The 24,393-nt window shown below is 42.3% G+C and carries 30 protein-coding genes and 1 pseudogene; 20 read left to right on the forward strand and 11 right to left on the reverse strand.

Annotation, left to right across the window (positions count from 1 at the left end; genetic code table 11):
* Positions 1–156: 156 nt before the first annotated feature.
* From KI655_RS18650 to KI655_RS18725, 16 genes are all read left to right on the forward strand, one after another.
* On the forward strand, positions 157–1,380 hold the full coding sequence (locus KI655_RS18650) for a hypothetical protein (protein ID WP_285407837.1): 1,224 nt from the start codon (positions 157–159) through the stop codon (positions 1,378–1,380).
* A complete protein-coding gene (locus KI655_RS18655; protein ID WP_285407839.1) occupies positions 1,346–3,943 on the forward strand; it encodes a hypothetical protein in 2,598 nt (865 codons plus the stop codon). Before KI655_RS18650 ends, KI655_RS18655 begins: the two co-directional genes overlap by 35 nt.
* 80 nt (positions 3,944–4,023) lie before the next feature.
* Positions 4,024–4,605, forward strand: a complete 582-nt coding sequence (locus KI655_RS18660; protein ID WP_285407840.1) for an outer membrane beta-barrel protein — start codon at positions 4,024–4,026, stop codon at positions 4,603–4,605.
* Positions 4,606–4,667: 62 nt separating this feature from the next.
* A complete protein-coding gene (locus tag KI655_RS18665; RefSeq protein WP_285407841.1) occupies positions 4,668–5,129 on the forward strand; it encodes a DUF4262 domain-containing protein in 462 nt (153 codons plus the stop codon).
* An 88-nt stretch (positions 5,130–5,217) separates the two neighbouring features.
* Positions 5,218–5,766, forward strand: a complete 549-nt coding sequence (locus KI655_RS18670; protein ID WP_285407842.1) for a hypothetical protein — start codon at positions 5,218–5,220, stop codon at positions 5,764–5,766.
* Positions 5,767–5,988: 222 nt separating this feature from the next.
* On the forward strand, positions 5,989–6,348 hold the full coding sequence (locus KI655_RS18675; RefSeq protein ID WP_285407843.1) for a hypothetical protein: 360 nt from the start codon (positions 5,989–5,991) through the stop codon (positions 6,346–6,348).
* Positions 6,349–7,336: 988 nt separating this feature from the next.
* Positions 7,337–7,477: a hypothetical protein gene (locus KI655_RS18680; RefSeq protein WP_285407844.1), complete on the forward strand. Its 141-nt coding sequence runs from the start codon at positions 7,337–7,339 to the stop codon at positions 7,475–7,477.
* Between the two features lie 198 nt (positions 7,478–7,675).
* The gene (locus KI655_RS18685) at positions 7,676–7,996 is read left to right on the forward strand and encodes a hypothetical protein (RefSeq protein WP_285407845.1); all 321 of its coding nucleotides are present in this window, start codon (positions 7,676–7,678) and stop codon (positions 7,994–7,996) included.
* Entirely contained in the window at positions 7,989–8,162 is a 174-nt protein-coding gene (locus KI655_RS18690; RefSeq protein ID WP_285407847.1) for a hypothetical protein, read from the forward strand. Before KI655_RS18685 ends, KI655_RS18690 begins: the two co-directional genes overlap by 8 nt.
* 202 nt (positions 8,163–8,364) lie before the next feature.
* Positions 8,365–8,652: a hypothetical protein gene (locus tag KI655_RS18695; RefSeq protein WP_285407848.1), complete on the forward strand. Its 288-nt coding sequence runs from the start codon at positions 8,365–8,367 to the stop codon at positions 8,650–8,652.
* Positions 8,653–9,118: 466 nt separating this feature from the next.
* Positions 9,119–9,283 (forward strand): hypothetical protein, encoded by a 165-nt coding sequence (locus KI655_RS18700; RefSeq protein ID WP_285407849.1) that lies wholly within the window; start codon positions 9,119–9,121, stop codon positions 9,281–9,283.
* Between the two features lie 481 nt (positions 9,284–9,764).
* Entirely contained in the window at positions 9,765–10,136 is a 372-nt protein-coding gene (locus KI655_RS18705; RefSeq protein ID WP_285407850.1) for a hypothetical protein, read from the forward strand.
* Positions 10,137–10,265: 129 nt separating this feature from the next.
* Positions 10,266–10,937 (forward strand): hypothetical protein, encoded by a 672-nt coding sequence (locus tag KI655_RS18710; protein ID WP_285407851.1) that lies wholly within the window; start codon positions 10,266–10,268, stop codon positions 10,935–10,937.
* Positions 10,938–11,217: 280 nt separating this feature from the next.
* The gene (locus KI655_RS18715) at positions 11,218–11,781 is read left to right on the forward strand and encodes a hypothetical protein (RefSeq protein ID WP_285407852.1); all 564 of its coding nucleotides are present in this window, start codon (positions 11,218–11,220) and stop codon (positions 11,779–11,781) included.
* Positions 11,782–11,857: 76 nt separating this feature from the next.
* Positions 11,858–12,475: a hypothetical protein gene (locus KI655_RS18720; RefSeq protein ID WP_285407853.1), complete on the forward strand. Its 618-nt coding sequence runs from the start codon at positions 11,858–11,860 to the stop codon at positions 12,473–12,475.
* A 107-nt stretch (positions 12,476–12,582) separates the two neighbouring features.
* The gene (locus tag KI655_RS18725) at positions 12,583–12,822 is read left to right on the forward strand and encodes a hypothetical protein (protein WP_285407854.1); all 240 of its coding nucleotides are present in this window, start codon (positions 12,583–12,585) and stop codon (positions 12,820–12,822) included.
* Between the two features lie 52 nt (positions 12,823–12,874).
* On the opposite strand, the gene KI655_RS18730 is transcribed toward KI655_RS18725, so the two are convergent.
* The 3 genes from KI655_RS18730 to KI655_RS18740 are packed head-to-tail and all read right to left on the reverse strand — an operon-like array spanning position 12,875 to position 15,205.
* Positions 12,875–13,522, reverse strand: coding sequence for a transcriptional regulator (locus KI655_RS18730; RefSeq protein ID WP_285407855.1), 648 nt, complete (start codon positions 13,520–13,522; stop codon positions 12,875–12,877).
* A gap of 16 nt (positions 13,523–13,538) precedes the next feature.
* A complete protein-coding gene (locus tag KI655_RS18735; protein WP_285407856.1) occupies positions 13,539–14,813 on the reverse strand; it encodes a serine dehydratase subunit alpha family protein in 1,275 nt (424 codons plus the stop codon).
* Between the two features lie 11 nt (positions 14,814–14,824).
* Positions 14,825–15,205: a Rid family detoxifying hydrolase gene (locus tag KI655_RS18740; RefSeq protein ID WP_285407857.1), complete on the reverse strand. Its 381-nt coding sequence runs from the start codon at positions 15,203–15,205 to the stop codon at positions 14,825–14,827.
* 315 nt (positions 15,206–15,520) lie between these two features.
* Here KI655_RS18740 and KI655_RS18745 point away from each other — a divergent pair, with 315 nt between their 5' ends.
* Positions 15,521–16,780, forward strand: a complete 1,260-nt coding sequence (locus tag KI655_RS18745) for a hypothetical protein (RefSeq protein ID WP_285407870.1) — start codon at positions 15,521–15,523, stop codon at positions 16,778–16,780.
* A 61-nt stretch (positions 16,781–16,841) separates the two neighbouring features.
* Here KI655_RS18745 and folA read toward each other — a convergent pair.
* The 4 genes and pseudogenes from folA to KI655_RS18765 form a co-directional block, all read right to left on the reverse strand.
* Positions 16,842–17,329: pseudogene (gene folA, locus KI655_RS18750) on the reverse strand (type 3 dihydrofolate reductase).
* A 223-nt stretch (positions 17,330–17,552) separates the two neighbouring features.
* Complete coding sequence (locus tag KI655_RS18755; RefSeq protein ID WP_285407858.1) at positions 17,553–18,152, reverse strand: hypothetical protein; 600 nt, start codon at positions 18,150–18,152, stop codon at positions 17,553–17,555.
* Positions 18,153–18,705: 553 nt separating this feature from the next.
* Complete coding sequence (locus tag KI655_RS18760) at positions 18,706–19,098, reverse strand: hypothetical protein (RefSeq protein ID WP_285407859.1); 393 nt, start codon at positions 19,096–19,098, stop codon at positions 18,706–18,708.
* Between the two features lie 117 nt (positions 19,099–19,215).
* Positions 19,216–19,650, reverse strand: coding sequence for a hypothetical protein (locus KI655_RS18765; RefSeq protein WP_285407860.1), 435 nt, complete (start codon positions 19,648–19,650; stop codon positions 19,216–19,218).
* Between the two features lie 177 nt (positions 19,651–19,827).
* On the opposite strand from KI655_RS18765, the gene KI655_RS18770 reads away from it, so the two are divergent.
* Entirely contained in the window at positions 19,828–20,565 is a 738-nt protein-coding gene (locus KI655_RS18770; RefSeq protein ID WP_285407862.1) for a hypothetical protein, read from the forward strand.
* A gap of 2 nt (positions 20,566–20,567) precedes the next feature.
* Here KI655_RS18770 and KI655_RS18775 read toward each other — a convergent pair whose 3' ends face one another.
* Positions 20,568–20,882 carry a hypothetical protein gene (locus tag KI655_RS18775; protein WP_285407863.1) on the reverse strand — a complete coding sequence of 105 codons (315 nt, stop codon included), beginning with the start codon at positions 20,880–20,882 and terminating at the stop codon, positions 20,568–20,570.
* A 222-nt stretch (positions 20,883–21,104) separates the two neighbouring features.
* Here KI655_RS18775 and KI655_RS18780 point away from each other — a divergent pair, with 222 nt between their 5' ends.
* The gene (locus tag KI655_RS18780) at positions 21,105–21,227 is read left to right on the forward strand and encodes a hypothetical protein (RefSeq protein WP_285407864.1); all 123 of its coding nucleotides are present in this window, start codon (positions 21,105–21,107) and stop codon (positions 21,225–21,227) included.
* A 58-nt stretch (positions 21,228–21,285) separates the two neighbouring features.
* Here the strand turns inward: KI655_RS18780 and KI655_RS18785 are convergent, their stop codons facing one another.
* From KI655_RS18785 to KI655_RS18795, 3 genes are all read right to left on the reverse strand, one after another.
* Entirely contained in the window at positions 21,286–21,585 is a 300-nt protein-coding gene (locus tag KI655_RS18785) for a hypothetical protein (RefSeq protein ID WP_285407865.1), read from the reverse strand.
* A gap of 35 nt (positions 21,586–21,620) precedes the next feature.
* Entirely contained in the window at positions 21,621–22,094 is a 474-nt protein-coding gene (locus KI655_RS18790; RefSeq protein ID WP_285407866.1) for a hypothetical protein, read from the reverse strand.
* Positions 22,095–22,399: 305 nt separating this feature from the next.
* Positions 22,400–22,861, reverse strand: coding sequence for a hypothetical protein (locus KI655_RS18795; protein WP_285407867.1), 462 nt, complete (start codon positions 22,859–22,861; stop codon positions 22,400–22,402).
* Positions 22,862–23,060: 199 nt separating this feature from the next.
* On the opposite strand from KI655_RS18795, the gene KI655_RS18800 reads away from it, so the two are divergent.
* Positions 23,061–23,639 carry a recombinase family protein gene (locus KI655_RS18800; protein WP_285407868.1) on the forward strand — a complete coding sequence of 193 codons (579 nt, stop codon included), beginning with the start codon at positions 23,061–23,063 and terminating at the stop codon, positions 23,637–23,639.
* Positions 23,640–24,393: the final 754 nt, after the last annotated feature.

Here is a 24,393-nt window from a genome sequence, read left to right on the forward strand (position 1 = left end):
ACCTACAAGGAAGTAATGTAGGTGTCTGAGACTCATTGGCAAAAGAGAAAAAGCCCTTGAGCCTCAGATGTTTAGCCTACAAGCAGAAAGTAAGATCAACACATCACTTAAACGAGTGATAGCAAGTTGAACAGCTCACATAGGTTAAATGAGAAAATGAATAAAACGATATTAGCAGCGGTGATATCCACCTCCCTATTAGCAGGGTGTGGTGGTGATGAAAACGCTATTGATCAAGAAGTCGATGTTTCAAGACCCGGCGGCGACATGATTGAAGGGGACACTGGGACAGACAGTGACGGCCATGCCGGTGGCTCTGGTAGTGATAGTGACATAGGCGATGGTCTAGTCGAAGGCATGCCAGATGGTGATATGGGGATTCCTTTACCAGAATTTCCAATTATGCCTGAACCTGATTATGGCGATGATATTGAGGATGGTGCTGACTGTTCTCAAGGTGGATGCGAGTCAGGCACTCCTTCTCGCCCTGATTACGATATTGGTGATGATATTGTTGAAGGTGAGATGCCCGACAAGCCAGTAAAACCAGAAGATCCAATCATTGATGATGGTAACGACGGTAGTGTTGATGGAACACCTGGTACTAAACCAGATGGTGACAGTGATTTCGTAGATAGCATTCCAGATAGTGACTATGACGATGATATGAATATTGTTATCCCTGTACATCCTATCGATCCAGATCTAGAGCTTCCTATTGAGGAAGAACCTAATCACCCAGTTGATCCATCACCTTCTATTCCTGGCACTGATGGCGATGAGGCAATTGATGGAGATCAGGGCGGCGAAAACGGCTGTGAAGGTGAGGGTTGTTACTACCCATCTATACCTCATCCTGATGATGATGTTATCGAAGGTATGCCTGACGGTGACATGAACATCCCTTTACCAGAAAACCCTATTCAGCCTGAACCTGATTTTGGTGATGACATCATAGATGGTGATCAAGGTGGAGATAATGGCTGCGAGGGAGAAGGGTGTTACTACCCATCTAAACCTCATCCTGATGACAGCATCGTTGAGGGTATGCCAGATGGAGATATGAATATTCCATTGCCAGAGAACCCAATTCAACCTGAACCAGACTTTGGTGATGATATCGTAGATGGTGATCAGGGTGGAGATAATGGTTGTGAAGGCGAAGGTTGTTACTACCCGTCTAAACCTCATCCAGACGATGAAGTTGTAGAAGGTATGCCAGATGGGGATATGAACAACCCATTGCCTGAAAATCCTATCCAGCCAGAACCAGATTATGGCGATGATGCTGATTCTGGCGGTGAAGAAGGTACTCCATCAACTCCTGATGAAGATACAGATCTAATTGAAGGCTGTAAAACCAGAAGATCCAATCATTGATGATGGTAATGACGGTAGTGTTGATGGTACTCCGGGTACCAAACCTGATGAAGATAGCGATTTTGTAGAAAGCATCCCTGATGGCAGCTACGACGATGACATGAATGTTTGGATTCCAGAACATCCTATCGATCCAGACCCAGAGTTACCAATTGAGGAAGAACCTAATCATCCTATTGATCCATCTCCTTCGATCCCAGGAACTGATGGCGATGAAGCAATAGGTGATGGCGGCGTAGAAGGCACTGACCCTACAACTCCTGACAATGATTCTGACCTAATTGAAGGTGAGATGCCCGATAAGCCAGTAACTCCAGAAGATCCGATTATTGATGACGGAGGTGATGGCAGTGTAGACGGAACTCCGGGAACCAAACCTGATGGTGACAGTGATTTTGTCGAAAGCATCCCAGATGGTAGCTACGACGATGACATGAACCTCATCATTCCTGAGCATCCTATTGAAGAAAAACCTGAGTTACCAATTCAACCTGAACCAGACTTTGGTGATGACTTAGTAGACGGTGGCGGTGTAGACGGTACTCCCTCAACTCCTGATGAAGATACAGATCTAATCGAAGGTGTTATGCCTGATAAACCTGTAAAACCAGAAGATCCAATCATTGATGATGGAGGCGATGGAAGCGTTGATGGAACACCGGGAACTAAACCTGATGAAGACAGCGATTTTGTAGAAAGCATCCCTGATGGCAGCTACGACGATGATATGAACATTGTATTGCCGCAGCATCCTATTGAACCGCCTAAGCCTGATGATAGTGAAGATATGATTGATGGCGATCAGGGTGGGCCTAATGGATGTTCTGGACCGGGTTGTTACTACCCAGGTAAGCCAAGTCCTGATGAAGACGAAAGTGACCTAATTGAAGGCGAGATGCCCGACAAACCAGTAAAACCAGAAGATCCAATTATTGATGATGGTGAAGATGGCAGTGTTGATGGAAAACCGGGTACTAAGCCTGACGAAGACAGTGATTTCGTAGAAAGCATTCCTGATGGAAGCTATGACGATGATATGAACATCTGGATTCCTGAGCATCCTATCGAGCCTGAACCTGAACTTCCGATTCAACCTGAGCCTGACTATGGTGACAAACCAATTATTGATGACGGTGAAGATGGTAGTGTTGATGGAAAACCGGGTACTAAGCCAGATGATGACAGTGACTTTGTTGATGGCCTTGAATTTGATGTCAACGTTAGTGTTCGAACATTAAAGCTAAAGCCATACACGAAAGTTGGGAAGCATACTCCTTTATCATCTAGTGTTGTTGAGACAATGGGTATTAGCTATGGCGGTCACGTTGAACTTCCGACCGTTGAATACTCCTTTGTAAATGACGACGGTGTTTCCTTTAGTCGACCTGAGTGTCTAGAAGATCGAAACCCTCGCATCAACAGAATTACAGAGGTTAGTGATAAGTATTATGTGATGTCATTATCTCATCCCGGATCGGCTAAAGACTGTAGTTGGGGGGAGCATGACAAAACAAGTGATTACATTGTCCATAAGGATGAAGGATATGCTTTAGAGCTTCCATTTTCTGTTGACATGTACGGCAAAGAATACGCTCACTTGAAGCCTCATAGTGCTCATAACACAACTGACAGAGTTATCCTGCTTGCTTACCCAGAGAATGGGAACGAACATCAGTTGGCTTACATTGTTCGTCCTGAACTGAACATAATAAAGCCAACTATGAGAATAGATCGACCAATTGAAGGAGCAAGTAACTGGGCGATATTCAGACCTGAGAGTATCCAAGATCCAGATAAACCTTTGCCATCAGTCTTCTATTTCTACTACACAGTAGAGCCAGATACTGTTGATTCCAGGGGCAAAGTACGAAATGGAAAGTTAGCTAAATATTACGCTCTCGAAGGTTCACAGCAAGAACCCGTTTTAAAACTGAAATGGAGGGAAGCGCACGACATTGGCTATCCGTTCTTAGTAGAAGGAAACATGTATGCACCTGATGAAACACCTAATCAGGGCAATGGGTATCACTACTACAAACTGATAGAGGGAAAGCACGGCGGTTCTTGGACAGAAAAAGATAATTTATTCCCAGAAACAATGCCAAGACTAGCAAACGTAACAGACGTAATTACACATGGCGACACAAGCTATGTCGTTACCGAGTTTTGTACGATGTATGACGAGAATGGAAAGCTATATAGCAAGACAAGCATTTTCGATCATCACCTAACAAACAAGAAAAAGCAGAACACCATTCTTGTTAAAGATGATTCTGTTTTCTGTTACGGCGATGCTCTCAGCGTGAAAGACAAAGGCTATGTGCCGGCCATTGCTTCGATTGATGTTGTAAATGGAGCTGTAGATGCCGAACGATTCAAATTTGTAAAAGACATAAATACAAATGGCAGTGATGTAGTCAATGCACGATTAAACAGAACTCACCTAGTTTTTGACTTGGATAATGTGCCTCACTCAATGGACATGAAAGAGATGCAGACCGTTAACCAAGAACAATACTACGGGGAAGAAGGCTTAATCTCCGACATCATTTATCTCGAATAGGCATAACACAGCAGGCGACCCGATTCGCCTGCTGTACTTCTTTACTATTAACTCATCGAAACAAAACACGGATTACAAAAATGAAAAAAGCAGCTTTAGCCTTACTATTCGCAGCGGCTCCATCTGTTCTATGCGCTCAAGAAACTGACGTTAAACCTACTCAAATTCCTGAGCCTGAACAGACTCAAGAAGAAAAGAAGGAAATGCCTTACAACCGCACTAATCACTTCTACGCATTTGGTGGTGCAGGTGTTGCTCTTTCAGATGATTACTCGGGTGATAACTTCGCGATTAACGGTGGTTTCGGTTACAAGTTCGAGAAGCACCTAGCATTCGAATTTGACTATGCTCACCTACGCAACGATCAAACCAACTTTGAAGAGCGAGTTAACAGCTACTCACTAGGTATCAAAGCTGACCAAAACATTACTCATCACTGGACTGTATTTGGTCGCTTTAGTCTTGCTGTCGCTGATTACGAGCAGACAAACCATATCATCGATAAAAAGGTTGCAAGCAACACTAGCTATGACCCTGTTGTGTCAGTCGGTATTGAGCACAACTTTGACCGTGTATTCGTTCGCGCTCAATACAACCACTACCCAACAAACCTACGTTCAAATCTAAACTACTTGGCTTTCTCAGCAGGTTACCGCTTCTAAGCAACTCAATAGGGTGGGGAACACCTCCCCACCTTTCTTCAACAACACAAAGAGACTATCCCATGAAATGCAACTGTCCCTCACCAGAAGAACTTTACCCAATCATCAAACAGAACATCGAGAAGGCCGGCTTCCATGTGTTCATGATTCAAGGCGAAGAACCTTTTTACTACACAGTGTGTTTGATTGAGCATGGCCTACCTGAATTAGTTTGTACCGTTCCTGTTAAACCTGACTTGATGCACACCATCTTTTGGAATGTTTTTCATAACTGGAAAGAACACGGCTACAAAGAAGGCGAGAATTACAAAATCATCGAAGGGATGGTGAAGTTCGTAACCGTAGACCCAGATGCCGCACTTGCTGACTACACAATCCAAGCTGGCGTGTACTACAGAGATACTGAATACGATAGCAAACACACTGCGGTTCAAATGATTATGCCTGATGTTAACGGCTTATTTCCTAATGAACCTGGCTATGACATGCCACAGCCATTGATAAAAACAGTAACGGTAAATTGATTGAGATTCCTCAACGCCACTTCTCAAATCCGGTTCAACAGCCGGATTTATGCGTATTCAGATAGTCAACTTTCTAACTAGGTAAATCATGTTCAACTCTAACTCCTACATATTCGAAAAAACTCCAAACAGCGGCACTTATGTAGCAACCGTACCTACGCCATTCAAAAACGATTACGACACGAAAACCTTTCATGGCCCAACAGCCAAACAAGATGCAAAAGAGTGGCGTGACAGAACAGCTATTGAATATTGGGGTGTAAGACGTTGGATGTTCTTCATAAGCGGTGCAATCAATGTTAGAACCCTACGTAGCAATACGAATGGCGTCTTTGTCAGTGAGGCTGAATCTCACTCTAAACCAAACAATAACGGTGAGATATTTGGATACCCATACGTTCGCGTAGAATGGCGCGAAGAGAAAGTAGGGCTGTGCAAAACCTTCTTCTACTCACGGTACGAAAAACCGGAAGAGGCAGAGATTGAAGCATCGCTTTACGCAGCTCGTTTAAAGGCTAGTTTGACAGGCGGAGAGTTGAATCTTCCCTTCACTAGAGAATCATTTGATCTTGATGCAGTAAACACTGTTGCAACACCAAATCATAACGTGCATACTACAAGCGTTAGTCACTCGTGACTAATAATTATCTCGGGTATCCCAAGAGATAATGTTGTGTTTGAAAACGGACTGTACATGTCCAACCTGCATTAGTGCTTTCTCCCCAGAAAGTATCTTTCTATTAAACAATGAGGGGATAAGTCATGTGTGACTTAAATCCATTGTTTAGCTTACGCACTACTAGCCACCGTAAGTTTTTAAGGGGTTCTTTGAGCCCCTTCTTTTTTTCTCAGAACAGCTATGAATAAAACAATCCTTGTACCAATTCTTATCTTGCTCTCAGGCTCATTCATTGCCTATCAGAAATTCACCGATGTCCTAGAAGAGGAAGAACTCAACTCTGATATGGCCTTAAGCTATCTATCGGATAGAGAAGGGTGGCTTTCACAGTTCGAACAACTAGCCGCAGGTTCAACAAACTTACTTCACCTAAAATCGACTGTTAAGTTACAAGTTGGAGAGCTTTATATCTCAGACGGTGTGGTGATGAATAAGAAAACCGGCTATTGCATGGAAGCTCGCTATCAGTGGGATGAAGAAACTCGAAAGCAACCAACTCTTCTGTATGCCAAAGAATGCTCAGTGTTTGCAACGCCATAGTAAAACAGGCATTATCATATAAGGTTTGATCATTAGTGATTAATCCTAAATCGCGTGGGGTAGCAACTAGCTACCCTATTTTTTTACCCCTAATTTAGAACGCTCTCAAACGCTCTGTGTGAGCTTAAAAATTTTAGACATCATATCTACTGTCTTACTATCTAAAAACTACTCACAAGCTTCTCTGTTGCTCTCTAATTACTATCAAATTTATTCGCTCTCTGTAGATACAAGTGAATGGGACAAAATCTCATAACCGTGAGCGAAAAATGAAAAGTAAATGAATAGTCCGGCCAACTCTGGCTACAAGAACTCAACCAAAACCAATCAATCCTAAACCGTAGTGAAGAAAGAAATTCTGTCTGACTGACCTAAATTCAAACCTATACCAGTAGTGAAAAAAACTTTATTGTTTACTTATCCTTTAAAATCAACCTTTCCTAAATAAAAACAATACTTAAGGTAAAAATCACCTCTCGTAAGTCATTGATAAACCCTAGGCAGATTGAAGAGAAGCAAAACCCCTTATTTGTAGTAATAGGCATAGACCGGATAGAAGCACTCATACAGCAAGAAGTAAGTACCTTTCCCATAGATATAGAAGTAGTAGGAGAGGGTATAGCAATAGATAACTACCTATAGAGAGTAGTAGTGCATATAGGGGAAATAGTGGGATTAATATAAGAAAAGTGGTGTCGAGCGTGATCTTTTTCGAGTCAGCGAGCAACTTTTACCAAAAATTCTTAGAGGAACACCACTACCACCCATCACCACGGCAGAGTTTAATCTGGCAATCCTCCCTCATTCTTACCCCCTTGGCAGAATCTTTGTTGGTGGAAATCGACCGTGAAAAGCATAAACCACGGGAAATTTGAAAACGGGGCAAAAACCGTATGTGAGGCCACGGTAGTTTTTAATGAACCAGTCCATCTACCACGGCAAAAAGACCAAGCCTTGTCAGGGAATCTAAAAGTGCCACGGTGTTTTGATGGCCGACTCTGGTGTAGCATGGCGATACCACTTCAAAGAGGTTCTTGCCGTGAACACCCAAACTAAATACAACCTGATATCGATGGTCATTATCGCTGCCTTGATAGGAACGGGCATTTTCATTGGTCTAAGTATCTGATGAGCATAATACCAAGGTAAATCTTCTTTTCGGTTTTAAGTCAGTGGTGACTTTATTTACCATAAGTCACGCGTTACTATAAGAACATGAATTGAGACAGAGCATCGCGCTCTATCTCTTTGTGTGTGCGGGAGCGACGGCTCCCCATTTTTTTTAAAGCACACACAGGTTAGGTTTTTACACACAAAGAGAAGAAACATGGAAAAGGTACTATTTAAAACCAAGTCACCGAGTGATCACTTAAACGAGGTGTTGGAACAGGGACCGCGACGGACGAGGGCAATGCTAAAGCAGCTACCGGACTCGGCAATATTGGAACTGGCAGATTGTTTAAGAGAGTTCGTCCCAGAAGCGCAACGCAGGGAAGAAGAACGCCAATCCAAGCAAAGACTGACTCGCCATTACATTCAGGTCTTAAAAGAAGAATTTGATACACCTCTCGAAGAAACCCTTCATCAACTAGTCGCCTTGATTAAACCAACCAAACGCAAGTACACCAAGAGAGCAACCAATGCCTAAGAAGATCTACATTCGCATTCTGAACCTAATCGCCATTTTGAATATCTTCACCACTGCTTTTGCACTATCGGCTGCAGGTAATATCTTTGGTCCCATCTTTCTACTTCTGGGAGCATTAACCTGGTGGGCTGGTGCGGTAACAGGTTACGAGAAGAGAAAAAGGTAGTTAGTAAAACATAGAGTCGCCAAGTGCGGCTCTTTTTGTCCTTGTCGTAGTACCACGGCATTTGATTAACCGTTTAAGGGCTTTATTACGCCGCGGCACTTTGAATTGCCCCAATATCAACGCCAGTCCGTGTAAGCGATAATGTTCTTACTGACTCAGACAGAGTTAGTAAAAATTCACTTTCACACAAAGAGAGATCACTATGAACTCACATCTAGAAGTCGTTCTATCAACTCAAATCGCGTCCGTTCGTTTCATCATTGCTGTTGACTACATCAACGACATCGAAGCAGCTTATCGCGTTCTACAGTTCAACGATGTTCAAAAGACCACGCATGATAACGAAGTGCTTGAGAAGAAAGAGCCAGTTTCAAACGTGATGATTCACGAAGACGAAATGGCCCTTGCTGAGTATTTCAAGATTCAACAAGAATACGCCACTGAGAAAAGCTCTCAGACGGGATTAGTGATTGCATTCACCGATCTCTAACAACCAGAAAAAGAGAGCTGCCAAGCGCAGCTCTTTTTAAGTTCAGCTAAACACCATGGGAGTTTTTATGAATGAAAAATCAAAGTTAGACCAGTTGTGGGATAAACACTGCGGTATTAAAACCATGCTGGGAGCTGCCTTGCTTGGCTATATTATTGCCTTGGTGCTTTAACCGTGGGAGTGAACAAAATGGATGATGAGGATTCTAGGCTAGAAGAGTGGTTCGGGAGAAACACCGGATTGGTAATGATATGTGCCGTGGTAATGGGCTTGTTATTGGCTAAGTGGTTATAAGGTCTTCGGTCTTCTGGCTGCTGGCCTTGGTTCTTTATCTCCCTTTACTGGCATCAGCTTTACCAAGGGAATTTAATCACCGTGGCACTTTGAAGTAGGGCAGCACTACCGACCCGAAACCCCTGTGTGCGCTTGTTACTGTAAGATCTGTGTTATACAGTAAGAGGTAGTAATGAAATGTGATGAACACAAGCACTGTCCGGTTTGCGCTAAAGCTCAACAAACCAAATATGGTGCTTTCGTACAAGCAGGTAAGTTATTTGTATGGTCGATGATAGTAGTTTACGCCATGAAGAACGACATTCTGATTCAGTTAATTCAAGCGATAAGAGGTTAGAAATGAAAAAAGAAGACCTTATCAATTATTCGCTATTAACCTTGATTATGAGTATACCAATTCTCTACTTGTTCTTCGGTTAATACCAAGACCGCTCTAATGAGCGGTCTTTTTGTATCTGCACTATTACCTTGGCAGTTCGTAAGACCAAGGGACTTAACCCACCATCAACAAACCATCTCCGGTTATCGGTGTCACCGTGGCACTTTTTCTCCCTTGGTTATTTGAAAACCGGAAACTCGGAAAATTTTGGGAACGGGACGAAATCCTCTGTTGGGGAGTACCAGACTCAAATAGAAAAACCTTGGTCTTTTCAACTAAATCAATCATTTAGACGGTTTTAGATTGATCTTTTTTGACAAATTAAAGCCGAAACATAAAATAAACTGTTTTATATTGTTTTACTTTATTTGCACGATCGATTTGCTATGATTCATCTCGTCAACACGACGACACACTTACACACAAAGAGAGAACACACATGATTAAATTCGATCACGAAACTGAACTAGTGCGCGTTAATTTCATTCACGTAGAAAAGCAGCAAGCGACTATCGCAGTCTTTAAAAGCTTTGATGATGTGTTTGAGAGCAAGCAAGCTTTGTTCTATCACACTGTAGATATTGCGACTCAAACTAGCATTGATTCATACGCATCTGACGAACTGACAGACGACGTAAAGAGTCACTTGATCAACTGCTTTAATACTAAGTATGTTTTTGAAGACTGCATTTATGAGATGTCAGAAGCGCACAAAAACGATATCAAACTAGAGACTCACAACACTTTTGATATGAGCGTTTTTTATCACGAATTTTTGATTTCAGATCTAGATGTAAACTACCTTAAATAAATAAAGTATTTTTGAATAAAAAGCCTTACACGAATAAGAATAGCTCCTATCATGAACACATCTTCTGAGAGAGAAGATACACAAAGCGCAGTAAGCGCACATTTAACACTTATTAAGAGAGTACAAATTATGACTAACGCAACTATCAAACTAAATCTTAAATCAGTAGCTAAAGCAGTAGCAGAGCGCAACACTAAGCTAGACGATATCATTGCACACAATGAGCAAGCGCAAGAATCAGAGCAGCACAAAGAAGCACTGAAAAAGCTACGTGATAACGTACACAATGCAGCAGCTCGTAAAAAGCGTCTAACTATGTTTGAGAAGTGCAGCAAAGAAACTCAAAAGTACGTTTTCAAGCACTGCAACGATCACGAATCAACTATCTTGCACACATCTAGCATTTACGCTTTTGACGCGCTTCTAGCGTTCGTACAGAACATTACAGACGCTAAAGCAGTGCAACGTGAAGTATACTTTGTTTTCTTCTCTTGCTTTCAAAAGAAAGCTACTGTGAGCGCTCGTGAGATTCAGCAACAGATTGTTAGAAAGTGTATCTCTCAAACTACGAAAAGAAACTACACACACGGAAGCGCGCGCACATGTACTCGTAACTGCTTTCACGCATTGAATAGCTTAAATGCAATGAGTGAAGAAAAGATCTCTCGTGAGTCTTTCTATACGCTAGATAGCGAGTCTCAAGTAGTAAAAGATCTAATCGAGAAAACAGCGCTACTAAATGCGCTAGAGTATGCAAGCGCAGAAATTGAGCTAGACGAAACAGATCTAGAGCGAGCATAAAAAAGTAAGAAAAGCGCACTTGAATAGTGCGCTTTTTGTTTTGTCATTTCCCCATACATCCCGTTATAGAGCCAATCCGGACGGTGCCAGTCCCAGACCTAATTTTTTCGCCTTTCCTTATAGTAATACCATACCTGCGGATTTGGGCTTTCTTATAGCTGCGCCTCACAATATGGCATAGAAAAACCCGAAAATTCTTATACTTGTGTTTTATTACCGGACTAGATGTATATACTAAGCGCTGAGTTAATATAAGTCAGTCGTGAGTATAGGTAGTCCGATGAAGAAATTATTGTTAGGTGCAGCCCTTTTATTATCTGGTTGTCAGACCATGAACAGCGAGTTCGCCAGAATGCAGTTTATGGATGACAAGGAGTACAACATTGAGATGGGTGGCACCCATTACGAGATGCAAGTGGTAGAAGGGCAGTCGATGCTAACCACCATTCAGTACATCTCTCACCAGTTCTCAGAGGACATGTATTACGAGAAGGCAAGTAATGAGATGTGGGATGAGGCGAAGTTAAATCGATACCAAGACATGCTCGATAACGACTTCCCAAATGGTACGTTCCGAGTGAGTGTTCTTGGTCGAGAAATCAGTGGTGCACTAGGACGTCACCATAAACTGATGCTGATTCAGAATGAGGAAGTGGTAACGACTTCTGATTTCCAAGATGTGCCGATTACGCCTTCTACTTCTCGTTTCAACCGTTGGGAGAATACGACTCTTCTAGGCACCAAGGGCTTGGATTCAAAAACTCCCTTTGAGGTAAGAATTGTGGCAGCTGGTAAGTACGTATCTAAGTACACCTACACACCAGTAACGAACGCCGCTCAGTAGTTAAGAGTGGAAATAAAAAAGTCATCGCAATGCTATAAAGTAACGACTGACTTAACCAACATCAGAAAGGTGATTTATGAACATCGTACACATTCGTGATAAAGCTCTGGTTACTCCAGAAAATTTAGAAGCTACGGAAGCCAAGCTTAAACAACAATCCTTTGACCGTATGACAGCAGCATTTGGTTTAACGAATCTCACCATTGAAGAGGTGATGAGCTGTGGTGAAGGCGAAATTTTTGACTTGGTTGCAAACAAATACAACGAACTTGGCCGCTCAGAAGAACCTACTCCTGCCGAAACCGAAGAGTTGTTCTTGAAGCTCATGGCTCGATTCCGTGAAGTCGGCAATCGCAACATGTACGGTAATAACTGTGCAGTGTTCACTCCACCATCTGGCTATAAGTACAATGAAGAGGTTTCAAATACCTACTACTACATGTATGACAACGCTTTGGAAGGTTCGAAGATGTTAACGCTGTGGACTACCTTCGTAGAGAAATCGGCAGGCTATGTAATTAAAGGCGGCCCACTGAGTATGTTCCGCTGGATTAAAGACGTTGCTGTGCCAGTAGCGCTTGAAGAATGGAAGCTAGAACAAGCCGATGATGAAGAAGTTCTAAACCCAACGCTTGTTTACTTAATCAATCAAAACAACCAGTCGGCTCTAACAGTCGCTTACGTATTTGGCTAATCATGAACAAAGTAACCATCGGTTTTGTATGCTTCGCCCTTGCTACAAGCTACTTCGCCTACACGAAATATATCAGTAGTGAAAAGCGGAAAGCGGTAGACTCGGATATGGCTCTCAGTTACTTGGCGCACAATGAAAAATGGATTGAACAAGGCGACCAACTAGATGCCGTCAACCGAGGTCAGTTTACTCTTACTTCCGTAGTCGTTGACAAGGTAGGAGTAGATTACATCTCCGATGGCAAAGTAGAAGACGAAGGGAACTCGATTTGCTATACCGCTCGTTATCGGTGGAATGCTCAAACAAGAGAAACCCCAACTCTTCTCGATGCCAATAAGTGCTACTAAAGCATTTCAATCCAGAAGAAATAAAAAAGCCAGCATTTGCGCTGGCTTTTTGTTATTTTGCATCTAGCTCCCTCAAGTAGAGATAAACCGTATCTCGAGAGATTTCCAGTATCTCTGCCGTTAATGGCTTGCTGTCCTTGTACTTGAAGATTCCCAATTCATAAAGCCTAGTAACGACCTCTCTATTTCTTTTCGATGGGGCAATAGAGCTGTCATCCAAGACTTCACTTTTCACCGTTGCTATGGTGCTCTCAATGGTCTCATCTATATTTTTGGCAAAGGTTTCAGGCGAGCCTTCACTCATGCCGTGATCGAGAGGAAACATGTGTTGTAGAAAAGATTGCATTGGAACATCCATATCACTGTTGATACAGAACAGGCCGATAGCTTTACCTTTCGGGTTGCGAACGATGGTTGTAATCGAACGCAACGTTTTTCCTGTCGATGTCTTGGTCATGTACGAGTCAGATACGTCATGGCCTTCCTTGAGCTTAAGCAAAGCAAGGTTAGTAATTGGAGCACCAGCTTCACGACCGGTAACATGACCATTAGCAATCTTAAGTATGGAAGGGGAGTTTTCATCGAGAGTGTGGAGCACGACCTCGGTGTGTTTACCATACATTCTTGCTACGCCATCAACTACGTTTTCCATAGCTTTCAGGATGTCATAATCGCCTTTAGTGAGTTTTCTTAGTTCCAATTTCTACACCTTACTGTTATGCAGACATGATATCGATGATGGTGGCGTCAGTACCCAACATGCCACTACTTACCATTTCGCCTACGTTTTTTATTGTCTGTTCTACTTCTTTAGCCACGATACCTTGACCCGATACCGACTTGTTCTGTAGTGCCATCATGAACGAACGAGCTGCTGCCGTTGATGAAGTGCATACCTTCATTGCGCATGATGATTTGGCACCATCACAGACCATACCAGAGCTATCACTGATTACGTTTTGAATTGCGTAACAAGCTTGCTCAAAAGTACCACCTGCTAAATAGGTCATTGCCATTGCTGCAGCCGAACTGGTCACTGTATTACCGCAGAATGCTGACAAAGGAGGATAATGTGATTTGATGTATATTGCACCTAGATGGCTCATAATTAGTGCGCGAACCAGCTGTTCCTCTGAACATTCGAAGAAATCTGCGGCTACCACAACAGGTAGAGTTGCTGCGATGCCTTGGTTTCCGCTACCAAAGTTACTCATAGCAGGGAGCGTAGCGCCACCCATACGAGCATCAGAAGCAGCCGATGTGATCATCTGAATGTTAGTCATCAGGTCTTCGGTAAGAATACCCATCTTAACGTTTTCTTTGATGGTTCGACCAATCTCTAGACCGTAGCTGTTACGCAAGCCTTCGTTCGATAGGTTTTGGTTAAGAACTGCGGAATCAAGAATGAAAGAGATGTCTTCGTAGTTGGCATTCAATGCGAAGTCATAGATTTGCTCGATAGAGATATCAACGCCATCACAGATAGACCCAGTTTTAACCGCATCTTCCTTCTTAAGTTCGTAGGTCATGTTGCCGTTGAGGTACTTCTCAATGATATTGGTGTGACCACCACTCACAGTCACAATCGATGTGCTGTGTTCGTAAGAGGCAACAACAGAACAGTAGATAAACTCATCGGATTCAACTCGATTGACCTTCACTTTGCCTTCATCGATAAGCTTCTGTGCTTTCTCAACAACATCCGGTGTTATACCTGCCAGAACCTCTAACTCTGCATCTGCATCACCACCGAGTGCGCCAGCAGCAGCGGCAATAGGGAGCCCTATTTTTCCTGTCCCCGGAACATATACACCCATAGAGTTTTTGTAGAGGTTATCTGAAACAAAAACTTCAATCAGGTCAGGTGTATTGCCAAGCTCCTTAGCTGCTACTGCCGACGCATATGCGGCTGAAATTGGTTCTGTACATCCCAAAGCAGGCTTTACAACTTGCTTGATGATTTCGATGTATTGCTGCCACTCTTTTTTCATGATTAACCTCGTTAAGCTTTGTGAGCTATGGCTTCAACTTCAACTAGAACGCCAAGTGGTAGATCTTTAACTGCGAAACAGCTACGAGCAGGGCAGTCAGTTTTGAAGATGTCTGCGTAAACCTTGTTGAAGGCTGCGAAGTCTTCGATGTTTGCTAGGTAGCACGTTGTTTTAAGAACGGTATCTACGCTGCCGCCACCGGCTTCAAGAACACTCTTAAGGTTTTCAAGTGACTGAACGCTTTGCTCTGTGATGCCACCTTCAACAACATTGCCTGTCTCACGGCTTACTGGTAGCTGACCAGAAGTAAAAATCAGGTCTTTGAACGCAGCGCCATGTGAGTACGGGCCAATTGCTTCTGGTGCTTTGTTTGAGCTAATTACTTCTTTCATAAAATCCTCAGATTAATTTTAGTTTTTTTGGGTTTGCTTGTGTTTTTTATCATGTCCTCATCTGAGAGCGTTTTCAAGTTTAGTTGAGAAAATTAATAAAAAGTTGAATAAAACTGGCTATTGATCACACTTTACACCGTTTTAACGATCAATCTCTCAAAAAACCGTGAATTTTTTAATGATAAGTTGCCGCTTACTTATCGCTCAAATATATTTGAGGAAAATCACCAATAAACAAGAGATTGAGTAATGACTGGAAACATAGGGGCGATAAGCCCAACTAAGAACAAACAACCAGCTCACGAAAAGGCAGGCATGTCTAAAGCCGAATGGAAGGAGGCTACTAAGTTCGACAGTACCGACTGGGGTTGGATCATCATGAGCATCGGTATGGCAATCGGTGCAGGTATTGTATTTCTGCCTGTTAAGGTAGGTGTACTGGGCTTGTGGGTCTTTTTGGGGTCAGCAGTTATTGGCTATCCTGCGATGTACATGTTTCAACGCCTATTTATCAACACACTTTCTGAATCACCAAAATGTTCTGATTACGCAGGGGTAATATCCGGTTACTTGGGTAACAAGTGGGGCGCATTTATCGGGATGCTTTACTTCGTAATGTTGATCATCTGGGTATTTGTTTACTCGACTGCGATAACGAATGATTCAGCCTCGTTCCTCCAAAGTTTCGGAGTCACAGAGGGGTTATTGTCTGACAGTCCTTGGTATGGCTTGGCTCTTGTTTGTGCTTTGGTAGCTGTTGCTTCTCGCGGTGAAAAGATTCTATTTAAAATCAGTACCGGTCTAGTGCTTATCAAGCTTTGTACCGTTGCCATCTTGGGCCTACTTATGGTGAGTCGTTGGGATGTTGCAAACGTTGGTACTATGCCTGAGATGGGTTTAGCGATTAAAGATATCATCATCCTTCTTCCATTCACTCTGACATCAATCCTATTCATTCAATCTCTAAGCCCGATGGTTATTTCGTACCGCTCTAAAGAGAAGTCGTTAGAGGTAGCGCGCTTTAAAGCTATGCGAGCTATGAACATTGCTTTCGGTATCTTATTTGTAACAGTGTTCTTCTATGCTATTTCCTTCACATTGGCAATGTCGCATGAACAGGCGCTTTTAGCTCAAGAGCAAAACATTTCAGCTCTCGCTATGGTTGCTTCAAATATGGATGGTGCAACGCTCAAGCTACTTAGCCTTATGCTTAACATCTTCTCTGTGATGACAGCATTCTTCGGTGTGTACTTGGGTTTCCGCGATTCTTGTCAGGGTCTAGCGATGATGGGTCTTAAGAAGGTTATGCCAGAAGAGAAGATCAACAAAGACGCTGTGACCAAAGGCATTATTGTTTTTGCTGCGAGTGTATCTTGGGGTGCAATCGTTCTTAACCTACCGGTTCTGAGCTTCACTTCAATCTGTAGCCCAATATTCGGTTTAATTGGTTGTTTGATTCCTGCGTACCTTGTTTATCAAGTGCCTTCACTGCACAAGTACAAAGGTTCTTCGCTATACGTAATCATAGCAACCGGGATTTTACTATGTTTGTCTCCACTGGTGGCATTCTGGTAAAAAGGCGATCAGGAAATAAGTCAACTGTAGCCTAAATTAGCCCCGCGAAAGCGGGGCTTTTTTATTGCAGTCTTTTCAATATCTCAAAACGCATATCAAAGGCGTTCTTATCATCAGCAGGGTAGGTCTCTTCGTATTCCTGCATCCACTCATCGTAATTGTAAGTAGGGAAGCGAGCATCCCCTTCAATGTCTGCGTCGATGTGTGTCAGATACAGTTTATCTGCGATGTGAAGCGTTCTAGCGTAGATTCTAGCACCGCCAACTATCATGACTTTCTCTCATGCTCACATAGCTTTAAAGCGCGCTCTACGCTCGATACAACGTATGCACCTTTCACTGTGAAGTTAGGGTTTCTAGATAAGATGATATTGGCGCGACCTGGTAGTGGCTTGCCAATAGATTCGAACGTCTTTCGCCCCATGATAATAGGCTTGCCGAAAGTGCATTGTTTGAACCACTGAAAATCTGCAGGAAGATGCCAAGGCAATGAGTTCTCCGACCCAATGATTCTATTCTTGGCCATTGCTGAGATTAGGCTAATTTGCATACTGTCTCCCTAAGTACATTTAGCCCTTGAATTGTAAGGAGGCAGAAGCGAGAAATTCAGTGATTCCGTGAGCTGCGGGTCACTTATTGGAAAATTGGGAGTATGGGTGAGGTGATTTTGTAGTAATGGTGGCAGAGATACGGGTCTCGGGGTATGCTTTAGGCATTAGCACATTTTTATATGGCTAAAAGCGATGGTAGGCCAGCAAGTTAGCTGGCCTTTTTTATTGGTCGATGATCTGGTTGTAATCTTCATGGGTCATCAGTTCAAAACCGCTCCCACGATCTAACAGTCTGTAGCTTCTACCAACTTCAATGCTCTTGTAGTCGTGCTTGATAGTTGATCTCGCTTTCGTCTCACCGTTCTTGTACTGCTCCATCATCTTGTTTGCCTTCTCAATGATGTGCTCTGGCATTGGTGAATACGCTCTGTAACCAATTGGAACTGTACCGTCCCCAAGTGCGGCAAGTCGCGCTCTAAGGCGATCATTCTCTTCGGCTAAATCGTTAACCTGATGAATCAAGAACTGACAGTGAACTTGTCTAAACGATATCTCTAGCAAGCGCGTGGTATCGATAATGTTCTCTTCAATCGACAGCTCATAGAAGAGTCTCATGCCGAATTGCTCTAGTTCCCAGAAATCATCAAAAACACGAGCGATATTAAGCCAATCTTCATAGACACGACTTCTCATGTCATCGATTGAGCCAAGATTCTCACGCCACTTTTTATACTTCTTGTTTTTAGAGGCAGGCCATTGGTCTTCGGAGTCGAAGGTGTAGGCTGTAAAATCGCACTCTGAGTAGTTAGTGTATCTAGACATTGATAACCTCTAGTAATCAATACTTGATTATCGATCGATGAAGATGATCAATAAAGTGCTTAGTAATCTAATGTTACAGGATTATAAATAGTCGTTTACTATAAGAAAATGAATAGTCACTAGTGACTTATCTCTATAAAACCAAGAATTAAAAGTATGATTCACTGGAAAAGGGGGGCAAGAAGAGAGCTTTAAAGAATGTTTACTTGCTAATATGCGGTTTGAGAAGATAGATGTCGATAAATTGACTAATTTCAATTATTTGTCAAAAGTTGCGTATTAATAAAAAAAGGGGCGAAAGCCCCCCTAAATTAGTCCTTGTCAGTCATAGCTACCCGAGTCCCACCGAGTTCCTGTGTTATGAGTTCTGTTAGGTTATCTAGCTTCTTGTTGATAGCCATAAGCTCCTCATCAACATGATCGCCCCTAACGTCCTCACGAACAGACAGTGAAGATAGCCGTTCTTCCACCGACACAATCGATAGCTGATTTTGGTTAACCGTGAAAACAGTCCATCCAATCATCATCGTTATGCCGGTTACCAACACGGTTGCTATGTGCGAAGCCCAAGCTGGGCCAGCCCGAGGTTTATCAGCCATAGTAGTCTCTCCAAATTACTTAAGTCACCGATGACTATATTATTTGAGGTAGAAAACGCTGATAAACGAGGGGTAGGGTATACCCCTATTTTTTCTATCTTACCAGTAAGCTTGAAGAAAAATTCAGGGTTATAGTCGGGTTTTACGGCTTGAACGAAAACAATCGACACTTCAAAGACCACATCTGCAAAATCCAGTATCCAATCTGGCCAACCGTTTCGCACCGCGATGTTCGGGGCATCACTCTTGATATTACCAACGTATATCGGAACAAAGCCGTACATTAAGCCGTAGTAGTCAAAGTTACCTTGTAACTCTTGTTTAGAGATAGGTTTCAGTATCGCCATATGGTCACCTCCTTAGAACTGAATGATAACAGGTTATTAAGCAATCGGTGACTGATTGATAGTCGTACAAAAAAGCCTCCCCGAAGGAAGGCTTTTGAAGAATGCTGCTCTAATTGCTTAACACTCGGTAGAGATGCCGATCCCCAAGAACTTAGCCAAGTCTTGAGCTTGCTGCTCATCAACCAAGTCATTCCAGTAATTCAAACCGCCTGACTTAATCGAGAACCGGAAGAACTCACCAGATGCAATGTCGCTGATTTCAAACTTTAGCTCTGAGTTAGGTTGAAAGTTAAGACTGCCGTACTCGTGCAGATTCAGCATCCAACCCATCATGCCAGGGATAGGCTTTACCAGTAGGCCTGTTCTGTCGTTTTTGAAGAATAAGGTAATGCGGTGAATGTTCGATTCCTCGAGTGCGTTCTTGTCATCAATCTTTGCCTGTACTCGATCAAAGTCATCCTCATCCATGTTGGATATCTTATCGATGATTTTGTCTAAACGCTTAGGGTCATCCAGTATCTCATTAATCACGCTTTTTTTCTTCGGGTCCATCTCAGTTCCTACCTATAAGATTAGATGCCTATAGGCTACACCGTTCTTATACTTGGCGAAGTACTGGATGTAATCTCATGTCGCATTTTCAGGCATATCTCCGCACTTTATCTACCTTTAGTCCGAGTGTTATCATAACATAAGTCACCAGTGACATACACTTAAGAGAAAACCCATATGAAATATGAAGTTAACACCCTAAATAAACGTGATGACTTAGAATTTGAGGTTGCATCGCTTGACGATCGCTCATGGCCGCTGTTTCTTCAAAATGGTGATGCTAAGAGTTGGCAACACTTCTATGACGAGTTAAGTGAATATGTACTGGTTCTAACTCAAGAAGAACAGCTTATCGCGGTAGGCTTTACTGTTCCTGTCATCTGGGATGGCAATGCAGATAACTTACCTAGCTCTATTGAAGAGGTTCTTTTAAATGGTTTGAAAGTGAAAAGGAACAATCTTGCCCCAAACACACTGATACCAATTGGTGCTCTAGTGGATAATAAAGTACAAGGGCAGGGTCTTAGCTCCAAAGTTCTCGTTGAGATGAAGAAGTTAGCAACAAGCTTAGACATTTCATCACTTGTCGTACCGGTTCGACCAACAAAGAAAGCTCAATACCCACTTCAATCAATTCATGACTACGCTACATGGAAGAATGGTGATGGCTATCTTTACGATCCCTGGCTTCGAGTTCATGAGAAATTAGGAGCAGAAATTATCAAGATTGCCGAATGCACATTAGAGGTAACAAACTCAATTGAGAATTGGGAGAGCTGGACAAAGATGGTCTTTCCAGTATCCGGTGAGTACATAGTGAAAGGTGCTTTATCTTCGGTTCGAGTTGACAAGAATAAAGACACGGCTACCTATTTGGAGCCGAATGTTTGGATGTTGCACCCAATGGATACTTAGGCTCAACGAATGGGAACAACATTATTTGGCTTATTATTCTCATTCCTATCGCCAAGAGGGTAGTGCATCGGTACTCCATCTTTCAGAACCAAAAACACATTCCCTTGATCGTATATCCCAACGCAGTATTCGCCTTTGGGTAACTGATAAGACTGGCTAAACATGTCTGATTTCGGGTAATAGGTAAACCGTTTCGAGCTGCCGTTTGAGGTAAGAACAGCCACCGTATTATCACATAGCGACTTGTTGCTACCGGTTACACCATGCTCGTTCATAACAACGGTGTTGTAATTGAACCTAATTCTGATGGAGGACATAGACCCTTAGCTTTCCTTAATTTCTTGATTAAGCAGGTATAAGAACTTAGTATTCGGCGTGGCGGCTTTCAGTTCTATGATCTGGAAGCCTCGGTTACTGGATTGTAGATACAAGAAAGCCCCGTTATCCGGTTAGTGTTAGCGCACTAACTTTCACTTAACGAGGCTCACTCATGTATCACTTCAAATACATGTTAGCCTCTCTTGTAAGGGAAGGCAACAATGCCAATACGAGAAAAGATACTTTTGATTGCTGGCATCTTAGGAGCGGTTACCGTTCTTCTTGAAGCTGCAACAGGGGTATTGCGGGCTGCATTAGAGTTCATTTCGGTGATTCCAATGTAGTCGAGGGGGCGAAAGCCCCCTCTATTGGCATTTTGTTGTGAACTGTAAAGCCGCCATATCAACTTTTTCTAGCAAGAAACTCTTCTGCAAGCAGGTTGAAGATACCTAGAGCTTCAACCCCATCACGCTTAACAAAATCTGATAGCTTGTCTTTGGTCATTCTAAACAACAAGTCACCATCATCGGGCCACATGTGGTAGCAAGCCGAAATATCCATTTCATCTAACCAACCATTCAGAGCAAACCAGTAGCGGATCTCTTCGTTCTGGATTGACTCAAACTGCTCCATTCTCTCAGGTCGAACGGTAAACAGCTTCTCGTTACTTGTTGGGTGGTATCCTATTTTTAGCATAGTCATAATGTCGCTTATCCATTTTCCGCAATCTTACCTGATTAGCGACTAAGCGACACACCGCTCTCTGTTTTTTTGAATGTGGACACTGTTTCACTGTATTCGTTAGTTGAGCTTTCAGTTTTACCGTTTTTCTCTCGAACGATTTTCTGCTTGTAGATTCGCATATCAAGGCTTTCTGCTTTTTCGATAACCGTCTCGTTTTCAGTAGAAGGGGAGGCGACTTCGAGCTTGCAGACCAGCTTTATAGACTCATCGGTGTAAAGGTTGTATCGACAAACCTTTGGGTCACCCTCGTTACAGCCCTTTAGTCTGATCAAGTATTCTTTGGTTTTGAGAAGGGCAACAGCTTCTTGAATGGTATCAGCAAGAACCTTGTTCTTAGCGTGCATTGGTTTGCTCCCATCCTCTGGGAATCGTTTGGCGAGAACGTACTTTCCAAATGACTTGTACAGTTCAAAAGTAACAGGGGTATTTCCAATTTTCCCTTGAGCAGTGATATTGGTAACTTTCATTAGGTTCTCCTTAAAAACTAATGTATCGCTAGCATCTGCCTGTGAACATATTAGGCATAAGCCTAATTGCTCTCATAGAGCTAAGGAAGATTGTCGCTCGACGTTAATACTGATGAAGTTCTTGGCCGCATTACATTCAGGTTTGCCAACAAAACCAATGTACTATACCAACGTGTTTCAAAGGCTAGACTATGACAAGGTTAATCCTCTTTGGGTTTATACAGTCAACAACCCATTAAAGGTTATTAAATGGACACTAATCATCGCCATTGTTTTGTACTTTTTTGGTTAATAACAAAGGGGCTTTAAGCCCCTTTGTCGATCTGTTTTGCTTGTATATTGTCTGGCAGCTTTAGATCGACAGACAATCCCGCATACGCGCAAAGCAGTCTATATGCGGCATAAGGGATTGTGCTTTTCTCACCACTTTTTAACCATCGATTTATAGTGTTATTACTTCTAGGGCTAACACCAATCAACCTCGCGATATCACCTTTGCTCAAAGAATATGTTTGCATCAGCATATCAATCACAAGACTAACATCATCACCGGTTGGTAAAACTCTTCCCTCTAAGAAAATAGGACGATATTGAGGCTCGTCTTTCACGTTCTTGATGATGGCCATCTCTCGAATGTGCTCTTTAGCCTTCTCGGTCAAAATTTCGATACGCTTAACAGCGTTAGCTGTAACTTCCAATAAGTTATCCATTTCGCTTATTGGCTCCATATCAAGAACCTCACAAACGTTCGTTTTATCTTTAGTCATATACTTCCCAATCGCACTAAGTCATAGGTGAGTTAATAATGCTACTAGCATCAATCTGGGATCTCAAACTCTTATACTTGAATACACTGTCCAAAAAACTACACTTTTTAGACACTTATTGAGGGTTTGTCCAAAAAACTTGTTTTTTTGTTTTTAGACACGTATTGTCTAGGCTCTCTAAGAGATTAATAGACAAAATATGACAATGAGTACAGGTAACGGGCAAAATGTTGGCTACATTCGTGTATCCGCAGCTTATCAAAATACAGACAGGCAATTAGATGGTGTACAGCTTGATCGTGTTTTTGAGGAAAAAACATCAGCAAGCACAATTAAGCGACCAGAATTTGAAAATTGTCTTAAGTACCTTCGTGAAGGCGATACTCTTCATGTTCACTCTCTTGACCGAGTTTGTCGTTCAGGAGCAGGGGATGCTGTTAAGTTGGTTGAGCAACTAACAAGCCGTGGCGTAAATATCGAATTTCACAAAGATGGTTTGCAGTTCTACAGCAAAATGACCGCTACGCAAAAAGGCATCTTGGGAATATTGGCAACAGTGGCGCAAATGGAAAGAGAATTGATCTTAGAACGCCAGGCTGAGGGTTTGGCTAAAGCCAAGGCCAAAGGCAAAATTCTTGGTCGTCCAGCCACAACGGTTTCATTCACTAAAGATGATTTAGCTCGATGGGAAGAAGAGGGTAAAACCAGAGTTCAGATAGCCAAAGACCTCGGAATAAGCAGAGCCAAATTTTATCTGATGTTGAAAAACCTAACATAAGTACCTGATGTAAAAGCCGCTTTTATAGCGGTTTTTAAAGGTATAAAGATTTGCTGTTAACGTTGACAGGTATAAGAAAAGGCTGTGACATCGTAACGTATATGGCTGATTTAAAGGTGTAAGGATTTGCTGTTAGAATTGATCGGAAAATGATCTTTGTAGATCTGCAACTTAGATGATCGTCAGATCTGATAGCTATTTCTCTCTAGAACGCTCTGAGAGCTTCGGTACTGAGTTTTTGATATCAGTGCTCAAGTTTATTCCAGAACAGTGCTTAGAATCGATTTGAGAGGGTCACTATTTTTCACTACAAAGCCGAAGTTTTTCAAAAAGTGGATCTGGTGATCACGTTGGTGAAATATTCACCGCTTACTTATTTTTTAAAAGTCGATAAAATTATTACTCATTATTGTTTATAGATCTTTTAAATAGATATTTTAAAGATCTTATATTTTCTATTCTTTTACTTCTTTTACTTCTTTTACTTCTTTTACTTCTTTTATCTTTTAGGGGTCATTTACTTAAATAAGATCAAATACTTACATGGCTAAAGGTATAAGGATTTGCTGTGTTAGGTATAAAGATATGCTGTGTTAGGTGTAAGGATTTGCTGTTAAAGGTATAACGATTTGCTGTCATGGGTATAAGGATTTGCTGTTAAGGGTGTAAAGATTTGCTGCCCCAAACACACCTTATACAGGGTTTTATACATGTTAACCACAGCTTGCTAACATTGTGGATAACCGAGATTTAG

Source organism: Vibrio sp. D404a, assembly GCF_030248535.1.
Classification (GTDB): Bacteria; Pseudomonadota; Gammaproteobacteria; order Enterobacterales; family Vibrionaceae; genus Vibrio.